The sequence below is a fragment of the Herbaspirillum sp. CAH-3 genome, from assembly GCF_009668275.1.
Classification (GTDB): domain Bacteria; phylum Pseudomonadota; class Gammaproteobacteria; order Burkholderiales; family Burkholderiaceae_D; genus Herbaspirillum; species Herbaspirillum aquaticum.
On sequence record NZ_VSWE01000016.1, the window covers coordinates 118,421 to 139,365 of the forward strand.

Below are 20,945 nucleotides of genomic sequence, written 5' to 3' on the forward strand. Positions count from 1 at the left end.
CGATTATAACCTTTTCTTTTCTCTTCTTCTAGTGCAAGAGTTGTTGGAACCTTGGCAAGGTTGATCCCTCCTCTTCAGCTAGCTTCTTCCCGGTAATGTGACTCGGCTAACGCTCCGCTTTCTTGCAGCGCTCAAGCGTTTCAGGGGCAGGCCCAAGCCTTCCCCCCCTCGCATTTACGGAGAGCCATCGTTAGTCTATATCTATCAGGGTTTGAGAATCAATAGCAATATATGGGGTCATTTTATTCAGATCCGTTTTGTCGCAATCGTCTAACCGGGCGCTTAGTTCTGTTGAAAGGCGGGATTGAATGACGAATCAGTTGGTCTCTGCTTCTAGAACAATGCTGATGATCTGTTCGCCCCTAAATCGCTTCTTCATTGAGCTCTCCTCTGCATTGGCAAAAAGAACTCACTGATCCCAATACGAAAAAATTTGCCTCAAATCACAAGCGCTTCGAGGTGATGAGGATTGTTGCTCATTACGTTGTGAACATTTTGAGCGTCGCCTTGTCGAATGGGCCGACAAATCCTGTTGGGTTACCACGCTGCCCAGGTGACAAGCGAGAATGACTGATGGGCGAATCATCCAAAACTGAACATAAGCAAGGATAATTATCGATGGGTGCGCCTGATAGCGTCAGTTCTCAGACCAATACCGTAGAAAACTCCTGCAAGGAACTTCACTGCGATTGCAATTTGATGTGGTCGATGATCCAGCAGATGAGTACTAAACGGCTGTGCCGACTTCACGGTAGTAACAAGGGCTCTATTATCCCTGTGTACAGTGACCGTGCCAGACGCATTTCTGCCACCTATGCCCGGTTTTATCTTGAGACCGAAGATCATGGCGACCCGGCCAAGAAAGGTCGTTTTTATTGGATGGCATTGGGTGCGTTCGCCAGCAAAACCGTGGCCTGTTCTCTGGATGATCTTCGGGTACCCATTATCGATCCGGTATTCAAAGGACTCGCTAAAGGCAATTTATGGTTGTTTTACGACATCAGTGGCTGGCATTGGTATTACACCCGATTTCGCAGCAGCTTTGATGTATGCGTCAGCTGCCGCGATGCGTCGGCTTATATCAAGCCGGTAAAGGATCAGGTCGCCAACTACCCGTGGAAGGATGAGGCGCTACCAAAGATCAAGAACATGCATGAACATGGCTATATCGTCGAGGGCTTCAATTTGGTCAAGCAAATTGAAGCGATGAGAGAAGGTGCTCGGCAGGAAGAACTGAAATTCTCTCATTTGATCGCGATTGCAAACCATGAACAAAACGTCATCTTGCAACAATTGATCTACAACGATCCGTCCTTTTCCGTTTGGGTAAAGAGGCAGCGTTGGCCTATCGTGAACCTGGTTTCGCCAGAACTGCAGTTGGCCTTTACAAGTGCGTGTGATACCAAGGATGCTCGATTGAAGTCGATTGCTCCCGATGGGACGAAGCTGGAAAACTTCAAAAGTCGTATGAGCTGGATCACTGACGCTGCGCGCACCTTTCATGATCTGATGCAGACACAAACGGCATATATGGAAGGACAAATTGCTGCAATGGCAGGCTGGGTCGGCGTGGACCAAGCCGAAAATCTGGCGAGCGACGTTGTCCCCATCCCGTTCCCTTGACATCTGAAGCGATGATTGTGCAAACCTCGTCATTAAAAGCAATTGCGATAGCTCTTGCACAAACAGTGCTGTTGAGCGTCTTGATGTCATGCTCAAAGTCCGAACCTATGAAATCGCCTGAAATGAATGAATCTCTCGAACTCAAGGTCAATGAATCAGGTAGTGAATTCCTCAAGCGCCATGGCGATCGTTTCGCGCTTGTGGAGCGCCCACCTGGCGTCAAGTTCTACACTGCGAAATGGCCGACGGAGGCGCCCGGGAACGTCGTTTTCAAGCAAGGAAACCATTCTTTCAGCGTTCGCTCGGTCTTGAGCGTCACTGGCAACGACGATCCCAATTTTTCTTCAGAGAATATCTTGCAGTGGCACGTCAACGGCGGTATCAGTGATGCCGATCTGATCGGGCATGACGATGCACGCAAGACCTTTTTTTCGCTTTTGCAGACCATTCGACGCGCTGGATGGAAGCGCTATTACATGTTGGGTGAGCCCCGTCTGACCAAAAGCGACGCGATACGCTATGCCCGCACGCAGTTGCCTGTATATGGTCTGGATCCGGACTATGAGCCCACCAGGGAAGAGTGGATGTCTCTTTCCAATCGTTCTCAGTGGTTGTTTTATGCTGATCACGCTTATCTCTCTGTTGCACTTTCGCGTGATCCCGGTCGCATGGATATTGACCGAGAAGGGGCGTACTTTGTGGAGTTCTCCTTGGTTGGCGAAAATGAACAATTCAGGAAGATCGTAGGACCAAAAAGAAGGGCAACCTGGCAGGCATCTTTGCCAGAAGAACTCAGTCTTCTGAAAGCGGAACGAGAAAAAACTGAACATGCGCTAAAGGCCCAAGGGATCCACATCGATGAGGCGTATGTCGATCCACCGACGCCGCGCTTTTAATGCCAATCCAGGTGTTTGATTCGGCTGCGATTGATTGAACAGGAAATGAAAAGCCCGCTAAACGCGGGCTTTTTATCGGAATCTTGATTGGCGTAATGTTCGCACACGTTGCCTGTCCGACCCTCGGAACATTTCCCGAGGGTCGGCCCCGACGGGCAGTACAGGGCGAACACCGCTGCTTTCGGCCCGCGAATCGCAAATCGCAAACCACAGGGCGCAACGCCCCTCAGCCATCAATCTTCTTGTCCTCTTCCTTGGCCTCTTCCATGGCGTCCGGCTCCAGCTCCTCGGCCGCGCGGTTGCAATAGATGAAGTATCCCCAGGCCGCCAGCAATACGCCCGTACCCACCAGCAGCGCCGCTGCATAGATCATGTCAGCCGCTTCTTCATGCGCTGCGCGGAAGGTCATCACCAGCCCCTCGATGGCCAGCGCCACGATCACCACCACAAAAAAACGCGACAGGAAGCGGCGTACCCGCGTCGGGGCGCTGATGTTGGCGTCGCGCACCACCTCTTCCTCGGTAATGGTCTCGGCAATCTGAAACGCCACCACCGCCGCCGCCAAAATACCGATAGCCTCGATCAACGCCTGCGCCTGCGGCAGGCCCAGGCCCTCCGTCACCGCCTCAAATCCCATGCTCGCGGCAATGGCAATGAGCGCCAGCGCGCCCAGCGCAAACAACACCGCGATCACCGCATGCACCACGCCAAATACCGCCGTGATCTGTTTCATTGATTCCTCCCGTCTGGTTTTTGATGAGCGGTTGGACTGATGAGGCGTACAAAGGTTGTCGCAATGACGCGATCTTGAATGTTGCTTTGTGGAATCGATGAGGCGCCATCGCCGTACGGCGGGCATTGCAGGCCTGCTGATGAGCCCGTCTTCCATCATTCTTACAGCGTTTTCAGACGAGGCGGGATGGCGGGGCCGGGCAGGTCGGCGCAAGATCGAATCACCCGCAGTGAACGTATCCTTTACCTGCCCGCAGAGCATCGCGCCGCGGGCGCAACCGGACAGGAGGCCATCATGCCGCAGACCGCATGGAGCAACAAACGTGAACGCCAGTACGAACACATCAAGACCAGCGCCGTCAAACGCGGCACGAGCACCCGGCGTGCCGAGGAGATCGCCGCCCGGACCGTCAACAAGGAGCGCGCCCAGCACGGCGAATCCAAAACAGCCAGCAAGACGTCCACGCAAGACATGGCGCCGTCGCGCCGAGGCGGCCTGCGGTCGCATTCCGGCGCAGGCGGCCGGACCTTCAAGCAGCTCTATGCAGAAGCGAGTGAACGCGGGATCAAGGGCCGTTCGTCAATGAACAAAGCCGCCCTGGAAAAGGCCCTGTCCCGCTGAATGGCACCACGGAGCAAAAAACTAAGAAACCAGTCCGTGGTCCTGCATCCATAAACTAAGTAAACCGGCGGTAGCCGTAAATAATTAAAACAATTTGCGAAATTGGCGCGGCCGGCTTTGCGTAATACGCACGATATACAATTCCTTCAAACGACAACGCCCCCGATAAATCGGGGGCGCTGCATTCTTTACCTTCCCTGAAAACCAGCCCGCAAGCCAGCCAGCAGGGCAGGGCGACCGACCTTACTTGGTCACCGCCAGCACGGTGCGCTGTCCACCCTTGTAGGTATACAAGGTCAGCGAACCATCCTTGATATCGCCCTTGGCATCAAAGGCGATCACACCGGTCACGCCCTTGTGGCTGATCTTGGCCAGTTCGGGCAGGTACTTCTTGGGATCGGCCGAGCCGGCCTTGGCCATGGCGTCCGCCACGGTCATGGTGGCATCGTAGGCATAGGCTGCGTTGTAGACCACGTCGATGCCGAACTTCTTCTTGTAGGCTGCGCGGAAGTCATCCATGCCCTTCTTGCCCGAGGCATCCACGCCACCGGCTTCGGCACAGATCACCTGGTCCTCGCCCAGGCCATCGCCGGCCAGGCCCGGCAGGGAGCCGGTACAGATGCCGTCACCGCCCATGAACTTGGCGCCGATGCCCAGCTGCTTCATCTGGCGCAGCATCGGGCCGCCCACGGCATCCATGCCGCCGAAGAAGATCACGTCCGGCTTCTTGCCCTTGAGCGAAGTCAGGATGGCGTTGAAGTCGGTGGCCTTGTCATTGGTGAACTGGGTGCCGACGATGGTGCCGCCGGCCGCCTTGGCGCCCTTGGCGAATTCTTCTGCCACGCCCTGGCCATAGGCGGTACGGTCATCGATCACGGCGATCTGCTTGGTGCCCAGCTTCTGCACGGCATACTTGCCCAGTGCGGCGCCCAGCTGCGCATCGTTGGCGACCACGCGGAAGGTGGTCTTGAAGCCTTGCTGGGTATACTTCGGATTGGTGGCCGAGGGGGACACTTGCGGGATGCCGGCATCGCTGTAGATCTTCGAAGCCGGGATGGTGGTGCCGGAATTGAGGTGGCCGATCACGGCGGCGACCTTCTGGTCGACCAGCTTGGTGGCGACCGCAGTGGCTTGCTTGGGATCGGAAGCGTCGTCTTCACCCATGAGTTCGAACTTGACCTTCTTGCCGCCAATGGTAAAGCCCTTGGCGTTGAGTTCGTCGACGGCCATGCGCGCACCGTTCTCGTTGTCCTTGCCCATGTGGGCGTTGGGACCGGAGAGCGGGCCCACGTGGGCGATCTTGACGACTTCCTGGGCATGCGCGGCGCCTGCGAATGCCAGACCGATGGCGGCAGTTAATGGAATAATGGCGCTCTTGAATTTCATAACACTCCTCTGTAGATTGGATTGACCACTTTTAATGTTTTGTCTCACAACACAGTTATTCAGATCCTTGTTGCGGTGACCAGGCGGACTGCTTTGCTTTCGTCCCCGACTTTCTGAATAATGCGACGGTACAACATAAGAATCGGCCAAGCCAAGCAATTTTTGAGTGGCCGGCCTGAACAATCATCCTCGACTCTGTCCCATGGCTGCCAAACTTCACACCCTCGACAAGGTGGATCGCAAACTGCTCAACATGCTGCAGAAAGACAACCAGATCTCCACTCGGGTGCTGGCTGAAAAACTGCACATCTCGCAACCGACCTGCCTGCGTCGCATCCGCGAACTGCGCGAGGCCGGCATCATCAGCGCCGAAGTGGCCATGGTCGATCCCTTCGCGCTCGGCTACGGCATGCTGGCCTTCCTGGAGATCTCGCTGAACAACCAGTCCGACCAGCACATGCAGGACTTCGAGCAGCGCATGGCCAAGGAGGCCGAGGTGATGCAGTGCTACTTCGTCTCGGGCGAATACGATTACTTCCTGGCGGTCCACGTCATCGACATGGATGCCTACTATCAGTTCGTCAGACGTGTGATCTCGGGATCAGGCAATGTGCGCCACTTCCAGTCGCGCTTCCCCATGAAGCGGGCCAAGTTCACCACCCGCATCGCCTTCGATGAGAAGGCGGTCGAAGTGCAGGTGCGCGTGCCCGGCTGAACGCCAGCCAGCTTCCCGCGCGGATTGGGGGTCAAGCTCATCCATTGCGTTTTGTTAGATTCCAGGGCGTCCATCCAGAGGGAATCGTCCGGAATTTACTAAGTTTTTCATTTTGCTGACGGGGGATCCCGTCATGCGGGAGTCTTCTCGCGGCGGGGCAGGCACGCACTTTGCATTGCAGTGCGGTTGTCAGTTGTGTTATTTTCGGGGCATCCCGCAGTGTGCAATGAAGAGGTCTAGCGCCACTGCGTCTACGCTGAAGCAGTACCGTGGTCACCAGCAACAAGAGCGGACACAGATCAGCACCCAGCGCCGGCGACCGTGTGGCCGGCCCGCCAGCAGCACCCGCAATCCCTATCATCCACCGTCCGCGGCCCATGCCGCAGGGCGCAGCCTTGCCCGGTGTCGCAGCGCCTGCGACGCCATCCAGCCAACCCCTGCAGCACGCTGCAGAACCACAGAAAGGAAATCCCGCACGATGCACGAAGTCGAGTTATTCATCCAGGACATGGCCATCATCATGCTCATTGCCGGCATTGTCACCGTCGTCTTCAACAAGCTGAAGCAGCCGGTGGTGCTGGGCTACATCGTGGCCGGCGTGATCATCGGCCCGCATACGCCGCCCTATGACCTGATCCAGGATGAGAAGACCGTGCACATTCTGTCAGAGCTCGGGGTGATCTTCCTGCTGTTCTCGCTGGGCCTGGAATTCAGCCTGAAAAAACTGGCCAAGGTCGGTGCCACCGCCTTCATCGCGGCAGCGGCCGAGATCCTGCTGATGATCTGGATCGGCTACGAGATCGGCCTCTACTTCGGCTGGAAGCGCATGGATGCCATCTTCCTGGGCGCGATGCTGGCCGTCTCCTCGACCACCATCATCGTCAAGGCCTTGAATGAACTGGGCATGAAGAACGAAAAGTTCGCCCAGATCATCTTCGGCATCCTGATCGTGGAAGACATCCTGGCCATCGGCATGATCGCGCTGCTCTCCGGCGTGGCCACCAGCGGCTCGGTGGATTCCACCGAGGTCTTCACGACGGTGGGCAAGCTGGTGCTGTTCATGACCGTCTCGCTGGTGGTGGGCATCGTCGCAGTGCCGCGCCTGCTGAGCTTCATCGCCCGCTTCAAGAGCAACGAGATGCTGCTGGTGGCCGTGCTGGGCGTGCTGTTCGGCTTCTGCCTGCTGGTGATGAAGCTGCAATACAGCGTCGCATTGGGGGCCTTCCTGGTTGGCGCCATCATGGCCGAATCGCGCCAGCTGCATCGCATCGAGCGCCTGGTGGAGCCGATCCGCGACATGTTCTCGGCCATCTTCTTCGTGGCCATCGGGCTGCTGTTCGATCCCAACGTGCTGGTCAAGTACTGGATGCCCATCACCATCATCACGCTGGCCGTGGTCTTCGGCAAACTCATCAGCTGCGGCCTGGGCACCTTCGTGGCCGGGCAGGGCGGCCGCACGCCCATGCGCGTGGGCATGGGCCTGGCGCAGATCGGCGAGTTCTCCTTCATCATCGCCGCGCTCGGCCAGAGCCTGAAGGTCACCAGCGATTTCCTCTATCCCATCGTGGTGGCGGTCTCGGCGGTGACGGCACTGCTCACCCCTTACCTCATCAAGGCCGCCGATCCGCTCTCGGCCAAGGCCGTCACGCTGGTGCCGGCGCGCGTCTCGGGTTTGCTGGGCATGTATTCGCGCTGGCTGGAAAGCCTGCAGCCGACCGGCGACCGCGCCGAACTCACGCGCATCATCCGCCGCATCCTCATGCAGGTGATGGTGAACCTGGCGCTGGTGATTGCGGTATTCCTGGCGGGCGCTTTCTTTGTGGACGGTTTGTCGCGCCAGCTCTCGGCTTGGACGCCTGATCCGGATGTGCAGAAGGCCATCATCTGGGGCTGCGCTTTGGTGATTTCCTTGCCCTTCCTGATCGCCACTTACCGCAAGCTGCAGGCGCTGTCGATGCTGCTGGCGGAGGTCAGCGTCAAGCCGGAGTTCGCGGGAGCGTATACTTCCGGGGTGCGCAAGGTGGTCTCGGAGGTCTTGCCCATCATGTCCATCGTGGGCATCATGCTGCTGATCTTCGTGCTCAGCGCCAGCATCCTGCCCCCGCTGAACCTGCTGGCCTTCGTGCTGGCCGCCGCTGCCGGGCTACTGTGGTTGCTGTGGAGCAAGCTGGTCAAGCTGCATTCGCGCCTGCAGATCGCGCTCTTCGAAACCCTGGACGAACAGCCGGACGACGTGCATTGAGCATTGCCGATCCCGCAAGCTGAGAATTTTTTGCGTTGCCAAAAAGGGAACGCCCCCGTTTTTATTTACGTTGAACTGAACCATCATGACTCAAGACGAACTCAAGCAAGCCGTGGCCAAGGCCGCCATCGACTACGTGGTCGACGGCGAAATCATCGGCGTGGGCACCGGCTCCACGGCCAATTTCTTCATCGATGAACTGGGCAAGATCAAGCACCGCATCACGGGCGCCGTGGCGTCCTCCGAAGCCACTGCCGAGCGCCTGCGCTCGCATGGCATCACCGTGTTTGATCTCAACGAGGTCGAGACCATGCCGGTCTATATCGACGGCGCCGATGAAATCAATGGCAGCGGCGCCATGATCAAGGGCGGCGGCGCTGCACTCACGCGCGAGAAGATCGTGGCGTCCGTGGCGCAGAAGTTCGTTTGTATTGCCGATGGCTCCAAGCTGGTCGAGGTGCTGGGTACTTTCCCGCTGCCGGTGGAGGTGATCCCCATGTCGCACGCCGTGGTGGCCCGCAAGCTGGCCGCACTGGGCGGCGAGCCGCGCCTGCGCCTTAACAAGAATGGCGACGGCAAGCCGCTGGTCACCGACAACGGCTGCTACATCATCGATGTGCTGGGCTTGGCCATCACCGATCCGGCCGACATCGAAGACAAGATCAACAACATCGTCGGCGTGGTCACCAACGGCCTCTTCGCGCGCCAGGGCGCCAACGTATGCCTGCTGGGTACCGCCGAAGGGGTCAAGAAACTGGAGTTCTGAAGACTTCGGTTTTCTGAGCCCCAGACAAAAATGCCCGTGTCGCAGGACACGGGCATTTTTTTCATCTCGATGATTTCAGGCGGATGCGTCAGGGCTGGCTGGCCTTGGCCTCATCCCGTGCAATCACCACGGTCATGCGAGCCGGATCGATGTACTTGCGCACGGCCGCATTCAGTTGTGCCAGCGTGAGATCGGCCAGTTTGAGATCCAGCTGCTGCTGCCACAGGAAGCTGCGGTCCAGGTTCATCAGCGCACTCCAGCTGGTGGCGATGCCGCCATCACCGGCGCGCTGCTGGTTGCGCTGCTGCAGGATGCCGGACTTGGCGCGCAGCAGTTCCTCTTCGGTAAATCCATCCTTGATGAGCCGGGCAATTTCTTCGCGCACGGCCGCGTCGACCTTGTCCAGGTTCTGCGGAGCAGCGATGGCGCGTACGCTGAAGTAGCCCGCATCGCTGATGGCGCCGACCTGCAAGCCGCTGTTGATGCCATAGGACAGACCATCCTTCTGGCGGATGCGGTCAGCCAGGCGCGACTTCAGGCTGGAGCCGCCGAGCAGGTAATTGGCCACGGCCAGGGCCGGATAGTCCGGATCGTCATCACGCAGGCGGATGTTCTGGCGGGCCAGGTAGACGCCGTTTTCCTTGTCCGGCGTATCGATGACGATGCGCTTGGGCGGAATGTCGGCCCAGGTCTGCAGGACGCGCGCGTAGGGCGCCCCACTGGCCCAGCCGCCGAAGGCGGCATCGATCGCCTTGCGTGCAGCCTGCGCATCGAAGTCACCGACCACGGCGACCTCGCCATGCGAGGCACCGTAGAAGCGGCGATGGAAGGCCTGCACCTGTTCCAGCGTCACGGCCTGCACGGCGGCGATGCGCTGCTCCAGCGTCTGGGCGGCGCGCCAGTCGCCGTCCGGGTAATGGTTGAAATGCAGTTGCAGCGCTTCGCCGGCACGGGAGTCCGGCTCCTTGCGCGTGGCTTCCAGCGCGGCCACGGTCTCATTTTTCAACTGCGCAAATTCAGCGGGATCCATGCGCGGATGGCGCAGCACTTCGCCCACCAGAGCAAACGCCGGGACCAGATTCTCGCGTGTGGTCTGGAAACGATAGACGTTGCCGTTGATCTTCAGGCGCGTGAATTCGTCGGCGAGCTGGCGGCGATCCAGATCGCGCGTACCCCGCATGAGCATGGCCGCCGTCAGCGAGGCCACCGCGCGCTGGCCGAACAGGCTCTCGGCATCGCCAAACTCCAGGTTCATGCTGACCGACACCGTCTGCCCGCGCGATTGCTTGGGCAGCAGTGCCAGCTTCAGTGCGGTGTGGGGCGGCTGGCCTGGCGCCACGCGGGTGGTGCGCTGTTCGATGTTGCCCGGTGCCGGATCGAACGCTTCGCCCGAGGCGATGGCTGCACGCGGCTGGTATTGCGCCAGCAGCGATTCCAGGCTCGGTGCGGGCGGGACCTCGGCGCGCTGCGGATGATCTTCCGGCAAATAAAGGCCGACGGTACGGTTGTCGCGGCGGAAGTAGCGGCCAGCAGCCGCAGCGATGTCAGCGCTGGTCAGGCGCTGCTCCAGATCGCGTTCGATGAAGACCAGCCGCCAGTCACCGCGGGCAATCGCGTTGGACATCGCTACCGCCATCTGCTGCGGATTGTTCTGCAGCGTCTCGAAGTTGTTGGCGCTCTCGCGGCGCAGGCGCGCGATTTCTTCGGCGGTCGGCGGGGTGGTGCTGAAGGACTCGACGGCGCTGATCATGGCTTGCTTGACCGGCTCGATGTCGGCGCCAGCCTTGACCTGCGCCACGATCATCTGCAGCCCCGGCGCGTAGCCGCTCAGCGGCATCGCATAGACCTGCGTGGCCAGCCCTTTTTCCACCAGCAGCTTGTGCAGGCGGCCATTGGGCGTGTCGGTCAGGATGTCGCTGGCAAACGAGAGGGCGGTGGCATCCGGATGCAGCGCCGAGGGCATCTTGTAACCCAGCGCCACCAGTTGCAGGTCACCCCGGCGGCGGATCGCGAACTGGCGTTCGCCATCCTGGGTCGGTTCCACGGTCCAGAATTCAGGGAGCTTGCGCTTGGGTTTTGGGATGCGACCGAAACTCTGGTTGACCCATTGCAGCACCTGCGCCGGATCGAACTTGCCGGCGATGAGCAGTACCGCGTTGTCGGGCTGGTAGTAGGTGCGGTAGAAGGCTTGCAGGTTTTCGATGCGCACGTTCTCGATGTCGCTGCGCGCGCCGATGGTGTTGCGGCCATAGCTGTGCCAGTCGTAGGCCACGCTCTGCATGCGCTTCAACATCACCCGCGGGGGCGAGGTTTCGCCGGATTCAAACTCGTTGCGCACCACCGTCATCTCGCTGTCGAGATCCTTGCGTGCGATACGGGAATTGACCATACGGTCGGCTTCCATGCTGATCGCCCATTGCAGGTTGTCCTTGCCGGCCTCGAAGGTTTCGTAATAGTTGGTGCGGTCCAGCCAGGTGGTGCCGTTGAAGTTCATGCCGCGCCTGCTGAATTCCTGCGGGATCGCCGGGTTGTGCGGCGAGCCCTTGAACATCAGGTGTTCCAGCAGGTGCGCCATGCCGGTCTCGCCATAGTTCTCGTGGCGCGAGCCGACCAGGTAAGTGATGTTGACCGTGACCGTGGGCTTGGAATCGTCCGGCAGCAGGAGCAGCTTGAAGCCATTGGCAAAGCGGTATTCGCTGATCCCCTCGGCGCTGGGGCCTTGCGTGACGCCGGGCGGCAGCGTCGGTGCAGTGCTGGCCGCCGGACTGGCGGTGGCCGCCCGGGCCCACGGGGAAACAAAGGTAAAGCCGAGACTGACGGCAAGCACGGCAAGGCGCAGGTGACGCAGGGACAAGATGAGCTCCAGCGGGAAGTCGGTAGGGAATCAGGGATTCGGAGTCGGCATTGTAGACGAGCCAGCCGTCGCGATGCGTCAGCCAAAACAAACGCCGCCGTGGCGAACCAGGGCGGCGTTGCGGCGATGCTTGGACGATCCGGCCAGCTTACTCGCTCGGCGGCACGTAACCGGCAGCGGCATCGGCACCTTCGCCGAAGAAGTGTTTTTCCATTTGCGCGGCCAGATACTTGCGGGCGCGCGCGTCGGCCAGCATCAGGCGGTTTTCGTTGACCAGCATGGTCTGGTGCTTGAGCCAGGCGGCCCAGGCTTCCTTGGAGACACTTTCATAAATGCGCTTGCCCAGCTCGCCCGGATAGGGCGGGAAGTCCAGGCCTTCGGCTTCCTTGTTCAGTTTGATGCAGTGGACCATGCGTGCCATGTCGATTCCTTGGTTCGTTAAGTTGAAATGCCTGGGACGGGCGGGCCAGCGATGGGGGTCAGCGGTTGAGCCTGCTCACGTCCTGACGGAAAAATGATTAATACAAATTCTTGATCAGTACCTGCGACTTGCGCTGCCAGTTGTAGATCTGCTGGCGATCCTGCGGCAGGTCGTTGACACCGGCCAGCACGAAGCCGCGCTTCAGGAACCAGTGCGAGGTGCGGGTGGTGAGTACGAAGAGCTTGGTCAGCCCGGCCTCGCGCGCCCGGGTTTCGATGTGCTTCAGGATACGGTCGCCGTCGCCCTGGCCCTGTACTTCCGGATTGACGGTGAGGCAGGCCATCTCGCCCATGCGTTCCTTGGGGAAGGGATACAGGGCGGCACAGCCGAAGATGACGTTGTCGTGTTCGATCACGGAGAAGTAGTCGATTTCCCGTTCGATCAGTTCGCGGCCGCGCTTGACCAGGGTGCCATCGGCTTCCAGCGGTTCGATCAGCTTGAGGATGCCGCCCACGTCCTCGATGGTGGCCTGGCGCAGGCTTTCCAGGTTCTCGTAGGTGACCATGGTGCCCACGCCGTCGTGGGTGAACAGTTCCAGCAGGGCCGAACCATCAGTGGAGAAGGGCACGATGTGGGCGCGCGAGACGCCCGCATTGCAGGCCTTGACCACGCTGGCCAGGTAGAAGGCCGCATCCGCGGGCAGGAAGCCGGCCGACAGCACGGCCTCGGCCTGGTGCGAGGACAGCTCGCGGATTTCAGCGCCGCCGGCATCCTTCATCAGCGGGGTTTCCGACAGGAAGATCAGCTTTTCGGCGCGCAGCGCGATGGCGGCGGATACGGCCACGTCTTCCATGGTCAGGTTGAAGGCTTCGCCGGTGGGCGAGAAACCCAGCGGCGAGAGCAGCACGATGCCGCCTGCGTTCATGATGGGCTGGATGACATCGGCGGCGATCTTGCGGACCACGCCGGTCAGTTGCAGGTCCACGCCATCGATCACGCCCATCGGACGGGCCGTGACGAAGTTGCCGGAGATTACGCGGATGGCCGAATGCGCCATGGGGGTATTGGGCAGGCCCTGGCTGAAGGCGGCCTCGATATCCAGGCGCAGTTCGCCGGCGGCTTCCTTGGCGCATTCCAGCGCGGCGCTGTCGGTCACGCGCAGGCCGTTCTGGAAGCGCGCCTCGACATTGCGCAGGGCCAGCTGTTCGGCCACCTGCGGGCGCGAGCCATGCACCACCACCACGCGGATGCCCAGCGCATGCAGCAGCGAGAGATCCTGGGCCAGCACCTGCAAGCCGCCGGCCGTGACCAGCTCGCCCGGGAAGGCGACCACGAAGGTCTTGCCGCGGAAGGCGTGGACATAGGGCGCGACGGAACGCAGCCAGTTGACGAATTCGGTCTGTTTTTCCATGACGCGCATTATAACCAGCGTCGCGGCGGGCCGTAGGCTTGCGGGCCGCATCGGGGCAGATTTCTTGCACGGATGTTGCAAAGCGGAGCCAACCGGCCCGCTGCCGGCTGAAAAAACTGCACTATCGGCCGTCCAGCCGCACGCAGCCTGACCGGGCGGGCGGTGGCAGGTATAATGTCGGCCTCATGTCCGTTACCAAAGCACCCAATACTCCCCCCGGCGGCCAGGCGCAGCAGAACCCGCAACAAGATCGTCCGCGCGGCCCGCGCGAGCAGCGAGGCCCGCGTCGCGCCGCCGCTGCCGAGCCTGCTGCACACGCCGCGCCGCCCGTGCGCAATCCGCTGCCGCCGGTCACTTTCCCCGAAGAGCTGCCGGTCTCCGGCCGCCGCCACGAGATCGCCGAGGCCCTGCGGGCCCATCAGGTCATCATCGTCAGCGGCGAGACCGGTTCCGGCAAGACCACCCAGCTGCCCAAGATATGCCTGGAGCTGGGCCGTGGCGAAAAGGGCCTGATCGGCCACACCCAGCCGCGCCGTATCGCCGCCTCTTCCACCGCCAAGCGCATCGCCCAGGAACTCAATTCCCCGCCGGGCGAGCTGGTTGGCTACAAGGTCCGCTTCAACGACACGCTCTCCAAGGGTGCGTGGATCAAGCTGATGACCGACGGCATCCTGCTGGCCGAGACGCAGACCGATCCGCTCTTGCGCCAGTACGACACCATCATCATCGACGAGGCGCATGAACGCAGCCTCAACATCGATTTCCTGCTGGGCTACCTGAAGCAGCTGCTGCCCAAGCGCCCCGACCTGAAGATCATCATCACCTCGGCCACCATCGATGCCGACCGCTTCGCCCGCCATTTCGGCCGCGAGGTCAAGGGCGAGCTCGTGCCGGCCCCGGTGATCGAGGTCTCGGGCCGCCTGTATCCGGTGGAGATCCGCTATCGTCCCATCGACAATGCTGACCGCAGCGGCGTCTCGACCGAAGTGGCGCAGGCCCGTGCGCGCGCCGAAGGCCGCGCCAGCCAGGCCCAGAAGGACCGCGAACAGCGCGACCTGATGGATGCCGTGGTCGATGCCGTGGACGAACTGGCGCGCATCGGTTCCGGTGACGTGCTGGTGTTCCTGCCGGGCGAGCGCGAGATTCGCGATGCCGCCGAGGCGCTGCGCAAGCATCATCCGCCGCATGTGGAGATCCTGCCGCTGTTTGCGCGCCTCTCCGCCCAGGAGCAGGAGCGCGTCTTCAAGACCAGCAATGCCCGCCGCATCGTGCTGGCGACCAATGTGGCGGAAACTTCACTGACCGTGCCCGGGATCCGCTATGTGGTCGATGCCGGTCTCGCCCGTGTGAAGCGTTACAGCTATCGCAACAAGGTCGAACAATTGCAGATCGAGCCGGTAGCGCAATCGGCCGCCAACCAGCGTGCCGGCCGTTGCGGCCGGGTGGCGGCGGGCGTGTGCATCCGCCTGTATGACGAGCAGGATTTCCTGCAGCGCCCCAAGTTCACCGATCCCGAGATCCTGCGCTCGTCGCTGGCCTCGGTCATCTTGCGCATGAAGTCGCTGCATCTGACGGATGTGGAGAGCTTCCCCTTCATCGAACCGCCGCTGGGCCGCGCCATTGCCGACGGCTACCAGCTCCTGCAGGAACTGGGCGCGGTAGAAGAGCAGGGCGGCGTCAATCGCCTGACGGCACTGGGCAAGCAGCTGGCCCGCCTGCCCCTGGATCCGCGCGTGGGCCGCATGATCCTGGCCGGCCGCGACAACGCCTGCCTGACCGAATTGCTCATCATCGCCGCAGCGGTATCCGTGCAGGACCCGCGCGACCGGCCCATGGATGCGCAGAATGCGGCTGACAACGCCCACAAGAAATTCGCCGACGAGAAGTCGGAATTTGCCAGCTATCTCAAGATCTGGAAGTGGTTCGAAGACGCCATCGCGCACAAGAAATCGAATCGCCAGTTGCAGGAACATTGCCGCGAGAATTTCCTTTCGCAACTGCGCCTGCGTGAATGGCGCGATGTCCATTCGCAGCTGCTGACCATCGTCAAGGAACAGGGCTGGCGGCTGAACGAGGCCCCGGCGACCTACGATCAACTGCACCTTGCCTTGCTGACCGGCTTGCTGGGCAACGTCGGTTTCAAGAGCGAGGACGATGCGCAATACCTGGGCGCACGCGGCATCAAGTTCAACATCTGGCCCGGTGCGCACCTGACCAAGAAACCCGGCCGCTGGGTGATGGCGGCCGAGCTGGTCGACACCGCGCGCCTGTACGCGCGCTGCGTGGCCAACATCCAGCCCGAGTGGCTGGAAAAACTGGGTGGCCATCTGCTCAAGAAGTCCTGGGGCGAGCCGCGCTGGGAAAAGCGTGCCGCCCAGGTCACCGCCTCCGAGCGCGCCACCCTCTATGGCCTGGTGGTGTACAGCCAGCGCCGCATCAACTACGGCAAGATCAACCCGGCTGAAGCGCGCGAGATTTTCATTCGCGATGCGCTGGTCGGTGGCGACTTCGAGACGCGCGCGCCGTTTTTCGCGCACAACCAGAAGCTGGTGCGCGAGATCGAGAACCTGGAACACAAATCGCGCCGTTTGGATGTGCTGGTGGACGATGAACTGATCATCGGTTTCTACGACAAGCTGATCCCGCACGACATCTGCAATGGTGTCGATTTCGAGAAGTGGCACAAGGAAGCCACCGCCGCCGATCCCAAGCTGCTGTACCTGAACCGTGACGACCTGATGCGCCACGAAGCAGCAGGCGTGACCACCGAGCTTTTCCCCAAGACCATGAACGTGGCGGGTATCGCCATGGCCTTGAGCTATCACTTCGAACCCGGTGCTGCCCGCGATGGCGTGACCCTGACCGTGCCGCTGTATGCGCTCAACCAGGTCTCCTCGGACCGCTGTGACTGGCTGGTGCCGGGCATGTTGAAGGAGAAGGTGCACCTGCTGCTGAAGTCCCTGCCGCAGAAGCTGCGCCGCCATTGCGTACCGCTGCCCGATTACGCTGCGCGATTCTGCGAGCGCATGGAAGAGCGCAAGACCTTCGGCCGGGGCAACCTGATCGACGCCATCATTGCCGACATCCGCGAGCAGATCACGATCCTGGTCAAGCCCAGCGACTTCAAGCAGGAGACGCTGTCGGCGCACCATGCGATGAACTTCAAGATCGTCGATGAGCATGGACGGCAGCTGGAGATGGGGCGCAACCTTGCCGCCTTGCAGGCCGAATTCGGCGGACAGGCACGCCAGCAGTTCCAGAAGCTGGCCGAGCAGGTGGCCATTGCCCCGCGCGAGGATGAGGACAGCGCCGCACCCGCGCCCGCTGCCGCACCCGGCAAGCCCGGTCCGAGCGCAGCCCCGGCGGCTCCCGCTTCGGTGGGCGAGTACAGCAATCTCACCAGCTGGAGTTTCGGTGAATTGCCGGAGCTGCTGGAGATCACGCGCGGCAGTGGCAAGCAGGCGCAGACGCTGATCGGCTTCCCCGCGCTGGTGGATCGCAAGACGCATTGCGACCTGGAAGTCTTCGACGATCCGGCCGAGGCGGCGCGTTTCCATTACGCTGGCCTGCGTCGGCTCTTTGCCTTGCAGATGAAGGAGCAGCTGAAGTATCTGGAGAAGAACATTCCGGGCCTGCAGCAGATGGGCATGCAATTCATGGCGCTGGGTTCGCAGGAAGAGTTGCGTGAACAGATCCTCAATGCAGGCCTGGAACGCGCCTTCCTGCAGGACCCGCTGCCGCGCAACGCAGACGAATTCAACCGCCGCCGTGATGAGGGCAAGGCGCGCTTGGGTTTGCTGGTCAACGAGATCGCCCGCCTGTGCGGCCAAGTGCTGGCCGAGTACCACGCCCTGCCCAAGAAGTTGCAGGGCATCAAGGCCCACGCGGCTGCTGCGGCTGACATGCAGGCGCAGTTGGCGCAACTGGTGGGCAAGCGTTTTGTTGCGGAAACGGATTACGGCAACCTGAGCCACTATCCGCGCTACCTCAAGGCCATCAATGTGCGGCTGGACAAGCTGCGAGCCGATCCGGCCCGCGATACGCGGCTGCTGGCGGAGTGGAATTCGGTGGCCTTGCCCTACCAGCGCGCCCTGAAGGACCGCGCTGGCCGGGTTGATCCCAAGATGACCGAGTTCCGCTGGATGCTGGAAGAACTGCGCGTGTCGCTGTATGCGCAGGAACTGAAGACGCCGATGCCGGTGTCGGTGAAGCGCTTGCAGAAGGTGTGGGAGAGTATGCAGCGGTGATGGGCTGGCCGTGGGCTGGAAGCGTTCTGCAGAGCGCTTCCAGTCTGCATTTCAGCCGATTTCGTCCATTTTCGCGTAAAATGCCGGATTCTTTGAATACGTTGAATACCATGGCCATCAAGTCAGACAAGTGGATCCGCCGCATGGCGGAGCAGGAAGGAATGATCGAACCCTACGAGCCCGGGCAGGTGCGCCTGGCCGCTGACGGGAGCAAGATCGTTTCCTACGGCACCTCGTCCTATGGCTACGATATCCGCTGCGCCAACGAATTCAAGATCTTCACCAACATCAATTCCACCATCGTCGATCCCAAGAACTTCGATGAGAAATCCTTCGTGGATTTCAAGGGCGATGTCTGCATCATCCCTCCCAATTCCTTCGCGCTGGCCCGCACCGTCGAATACTTCCGCATCCCGCGCAGCGTGCTGACCATCTGCCTGGGCAAGTCGACCTATGCGCGCTGCGGCATCATCGTCAACGTCACTCCCTTCGAACCGGAATGGGAAGGCTATGTGACCCTGGAGTTCTCCAACACCACGCCGCTGCCCGCCAAGATCTACGCCGGTGAAGGCTGCGCCCAGGTGCTGTTCTTCGAGAGCGATGAAGTCTGCGAGACCTCCTACAAGGATCGCGGCGGCAAGTACCAGGGGCAGCATGGCGTGACCTTGCCCAAGACCTGAAAACGATATAAACCATATCGGCAGTACAAAAAATGGCTTCCGGAAGGAAGCCATTTTTGTATCGAACAATGGATTGCCATATCCCGGCAATATGCCTGCCGATATCAGCGTCGCTTGCGTCCCGCGCTCAGTTTCAGCGCCTCTTCACGCATCAGCCGCGCTGCGCTGCTGATGCTGCCAGTCCGGTAAGCCAGGTGCAGCGGCGCTTTCAGCTCGGCAGCCCCGGTCAGCTTCAGGTATACCACCCCCTCCGCATTGACCCGCGTCATCGACGCCGGAATGATGGCCACTCCCACACCCGCCGCCACCAGCGAGAGCGTGGAGAGATTCTTGCGCGCCTCCTGAATCACCTGCGGGGAGAAACCGGCGGCATGGCAGGCGGCGATGATGGTGTCGTACAGGCCGGGGCCGTTGGGCCGGCGCGTCATGATGAAGGATTCCTCGGCCAGTGCATGCAGGGCGATGCTCTTGCGTTTGCCTTGCTCTGCCAGCGGATGGTCGATTGGCAACGCGGCCACCATGTCTTCCACCAGCATGGTCTCGATGGTCAGGCCGCCGGAATCCCCCACGGGAGAACGCACGAAGGCCAGGTCCAGCCGCTTGGCGCGCAGCGCTTCGATCAGCTCGTTGGTGTTGCTCTCTTCCACCGTCATCGCCACATCCGGCGCATCGGTACGGAAGGCGCGGATCACCGAATGCACGAAGGGATGCAACGAAGCCGATTCGGTAAAGCCCACGCCTATGCGTCCCATCTTGCCCTGGGCGATGCGGCGCACGCTGGCCACCGTCGTATCGAGTTGTGCCAGCAGGGCGCGGGCATCGTTGAACAGGGCGGTGCCGCTGTCGGTGAGCTCCATGCCGCGCGGCAGGCGGTTGAACAGCGTCACGCCCAGTTCGCGCTCCAGCAGGCGGATCTGTTGCGACAGCGGCGGCTGCTGGATGCCGATGCGCTCGGCTGCCTTGGTCAGGTGGCCTTCTTCAGCCACGGCGATGAAGTAGCGCAAGAGGCGCAGGTCGATGGACGGTGACATATCGATAGAATATGGATAGGGTGTCTGACATATATTAGACAAAAACCCCCCTCAAGCGTAGCCTTTCATGCATGCGGCAATCACGCCGCGCTTGCACGAGATGATGATGAGTACTCCTGACCTCCCGGCCGTTGAACGGCCTATCCCCACTACCAGGGAATTGTTCCTGGGCTTTCTCGGCCTGGGCATGACCGCCTTTGGCGGCGCGCTGCCGCTGGCGCACCGCATGATCGTCGAGCGCCGAAAATGGCTGACCGATCCCGAATTCGTCGAGCTGCTGGGGCTGTGCCAGTTCCTGCCCGGAGGCAACATCATCAACCTGTCGGTGGCGCTGGGCATGAAGTTCCGGGGCTGGAAGGGGGCCGTGGCAGGCATCACCGGTTTGATCGCCGTGCCCTCCATGGTAGTGATCCTGCTGGGGATGATCTACCAGCATTTCCAGCATGATCCCAACGTCAAGCATCTGTTCGCCGGACTGGCGGCTGCCGCGGCAGGGCTGCTGATCCAGATGGCCGTGAAGATCGCGCTGCCGCTGCGCAGGAATTTGGTGCTGGCGGCCGTGGCGGTGATCTGCTTCATCGCCATCGCCTTCCTGCGCATCCCCTTGCTGTGGGTGATGCTGGTGATGACGCCCATCAGCGTGGTCCTCACCGCGCGCTACGGTGATCGCTTTGCCGCCAAGGCGCAGGCTGCGCCGGCACAGCGTGAGGGCAAGAAGGAGGGCGCGCAATGAGCCAGACCCTGATCGCATTGGCCATCATCTTCACGCAGTTGTCGGTGCTGGCCTTCGGTGGCGGCAATACCATCCTGCCGGAAATGCAGCGCCAGGTAGTGGAAGTGCATCACTGGATGAGCGCCGAGGATTTCAGTGCGCTGTTTGCCCTGGGGCAGGCTGCGCCCGGTCCCAACCTGATGGTGGTCACGCTGGTGGGCTGGCATGTGGCCGGCTTCTGGGGGATGCTGGTGACCAGCCTGGCCAAGTTCGGGCCGTCCTCGCTCATCACCATCATCATGTTGCACGTCTGGGAGAGGTTCAAGGACAAGCCCTGGCGGCGTCACGTGCAGGCAGGCCTGCTGCCCGTCACGGGAGGACTGGTCGCGGCGTCGGCGCTGCTGATCACGCAGGCATCCATCACGCACGGCTTCCTGGCGGCGATCACGGCGGCCACTGCCATCATCGCGCTCAAGACCAAGATTCATCCGCTGTGGTTGTTGTTCGGCGGCGCTCTGGCGGGATTCTTCTATCTCGGCACGTTCTGAGGGCGCGTCTGCCGGAGCCAAAACAAAACAGCCGATGCCCTCGCAGGCATCGGCTGTTT

Annotated in this window: 16 protein-coding genes; 10 read left to right on the plus strand and 6 right to left on the minus strand. The window is 61.1% G+C overall.

The window, feature by feature from the left end:
• Window positions 1-618 precede the first annotated feature (618 nt).
• Window positions 619-1,623, plus strand: a complete 1,005-nt coding sequence (locus FYB76_RS20780) for a hypothetical protein (protein WP_154134897.1) — start codon at window positions 619-621, stop codon at window positions 1,621-1,623.
• Window positions 1,624-1,730: 107 nt separating this feature from the next.
• Window positions 1,731-2,519: a hypothetical protein gene (locus FYB76_RS20785; protein ID WP_195724688.1), complete on the plus strand. Its 789-nt coding sequence runs from the start codon at window positions 1,731-1,733 to the stop codon at window positions 2,517-2,519.
• Window positions 2,520-2,745: 226 nt separating this feature from the next.
• Here the strand turns inward: FYB76_RS20785 and FYB76_RS20790 are convergent, their stop codons facing one another.
• Window positions 2,746-3,252 carry a hypothetical protein gene (locus FYB76_RS20790; RefSeq protein WP_088754801.1) on the minus strand — a complete coding sequence of 169 codons (507 nt, stop codon included), beginning with the start codon at window positions 3,250-3,252 and terminating at the stop codon, window positions 2,746-2,748.
• Window positions 3,253-3,546: 294 nt separating this feature from the next.
• On the opposite strand from FYB76_RS20790, the gene FYB76_RS20795 reads away from it, so the two are divergent.
• Window positions 3,547-3,873, plus strand: a complete 327-nt coding sequence (locus tag FYB76_RS20795) for a plasmid stabilization protein (protein WP_088754802.1) — start codon at window positions 3,547-3,549, stop codon at window positions 3,871-3,873.
• Window positions 3,874-4,116: 243 nt separating this feature from the next.
• On the opposite strand, the gene FYB76_RS20800 is transcribed toward FYB76_RS20795, so the two are convergent.
• Window positions 4,117-5,259, minus strand: a complete 1,143-nt coding sequence (locus FYB76_RS20800) for a branched-chain amino acid ABC transporter substrate-binding protein (protein WP_088754803.1) — start codon at window positions 5,257-5,259, stop codon at window positions 4,117-4,119.
• A 202-nt stretch (window positions 5,260-5,461) separates the two neighbouring features.
• Here FYB76_RS20800 and FYB76_RS20805 point away from each other — a divergent pair, with 202 nt between their 5' ends.
• The 3 genes from FYB76_RS20805 (at window position 5,462) to rpiA (ending at window position 8,982) form a co-directional block, all read left to right on the plus strand.
• A complete protein-coding gene (locus FYB76_RS20805; protein ID WP_008331218.1) occupies window positions 5,462-5,974 on the plus strand; it encodes an Lrp/AsnC family transcriptional regulator in 513 nt (170 codons plus the stop codon).
• Between the two features lie 478 nt (window positions 5,975-6,452).
• On the plus strand, window positions 6,453-8,216 hold the full coding sequence (locus FYB76_RS20810) for a cation:proton antiporter (protein WP_088754804.1): 1,764 nt from the start codon (window positions 6,453-6,455) through the stop codon (window positions 8,214-8,216).
• Window positions 8,217-8,301: 85 nt separating this feature from the next.
• Window positions 8,302-8,982, plus strand: a complete 681-nt coding sequence (rpiA, locus tag FYB76_RS20815) for a ribose-5-phosphate isomerase RpiA (RefSeq protein WP_154134899.1) — start codon at window positions 8,302-8,304, stop codon at window positions 8,980-8,982.
• 88 nt (window positions 8,983-9,070) lie between these two features.
• On the opposite strand, the gene FYB76_RS20820 is transcribed toward rpiA, so the two are convergent.
• The 3 genes from FYB76_RS20820 to argA all read right to left on the minus strand — a co-directional run bounded on the left by FYB76_RS20820 (window position 9,071) and on the right by argA (window position 13,668).
• Window positions 9,071-11,836: a pitrilysin family protein gene (locus FYB76_RS20820; RefSeq protein WP_154134900.1), complete on the minus strand. Its 2,766-nt coding sequence runs from the start codon at window positions 11,834-11,836 to the stop codon at window positions 9,071-9,073.
• 148 nt (window positions 11,837-11,984) lie between these two features.
• Window positions 11,985-12,257: an oxidative damage protection protein gene (locus FYB76_RS20825; protein WP_008331210.1), complete on the minus strand. Its 273-nt coding sequence runs from the start codon at window positions 12,255-12,257 to the stop codon at window positions 11,985-11,987.
• A gap of 97 nt (window positions 12,258-12,354) precedes the next feature.
• The gene (gene argA, locus FYB76_RS20830; protein ID WP_008331208.1) at window positions 12,355-13,668 is read right to left on the minus strand and encodes an amino-acid N-acetyltransferase; all 1,314 of its coding nucleotides are present in this window, start codon (window positions 13,666-13,668) and stop codon (window positions 12,355-12,357) included.
• A 185-nt stretch (window positions 13,669-13,853) separates the two neighbouring features.
• Here argA and hrpA point away from each other — a divergent pair, with 185 nt between their 5' ends.
• Both hrpA and dcd read left to right on the plus strand, forming a co-directional pair.
• Window positions 13,854-17,915 carry an ATP-dependent RNA helicase HrpA gene (gene hrpA, locus FYB76_RS20835; protein ID WP_154134901.1) on the plus strand — a complete coding sequence of 1,354 codons (4,062 nt, stop codon included), beginning with the start codon at window positions 13,854-13,856 and terminating at the stop codon, window positions 17,913-17,915.
• A 110-nt stretch (window positions 17,916-18,025) separates the two neighbouring features.
• Window positions 18,026-18,595, plus strand: coding sequence for a dCTP deaminase (gene dcd / locus FYB76_RS20840; RefSeq protein WP_039784915.1), 570 nt, complete (start codon window positions 18,026-18,028; stop codon window positions 18,593-18,595).
• A gap of 104 nt (window positions 18,596-18,699) precedes the next feature.
• Here the strand turns inward: dcd and FYB76_RS20845 are convergent, their stop codons facing one another.
• On the minus strand, window positions 18,700-19,626 hold the full coding sequence (locus FYB76_RS20845; RefSeq protein WP_154134902.1) for a LysR family transcriptional regulator: 927 nt from the start codon (window positions 19,624-19,626) through the stop codon (window positions 18,700-18,702).
• Between the two features lie 100 nt (window positions 19,627-19,726).
• On the opposite strand from FYB76_RS20845, the gene FYB76_RS20850 reads away from it, so the two are divergent.
• Together FYB76_RS20850 and FYB76_RS20855 are read left to right on the plus strand one after the other, a co-directional pair.
• Window positions 19,727-20,359, plus strand: coding sequence for a chromate transporter (locus FYB76_RS20850; RefSeq protein WP_154134921.1), 633 nt, complete (start codon window positions 19,727-19,729; stop codon window positions 20,357-20,359).
• Complete coding sequence (locus FYB76_RS20855; protein ID WP_088754808.1) at window positions 20,356-20,886, plus strand: chromate transporter; 531 nt, start codon at window positions 20,356-20,358, stop codon at window positions 20,884-20,886. Before FYB76_RS20850 ends, FYB76_RS20855 begins: the two co-directional genes overlap by 4 nt.
• The last annotated feature ends 59 nt before the right edge of the window (window positions 20,887-20,945 follow it).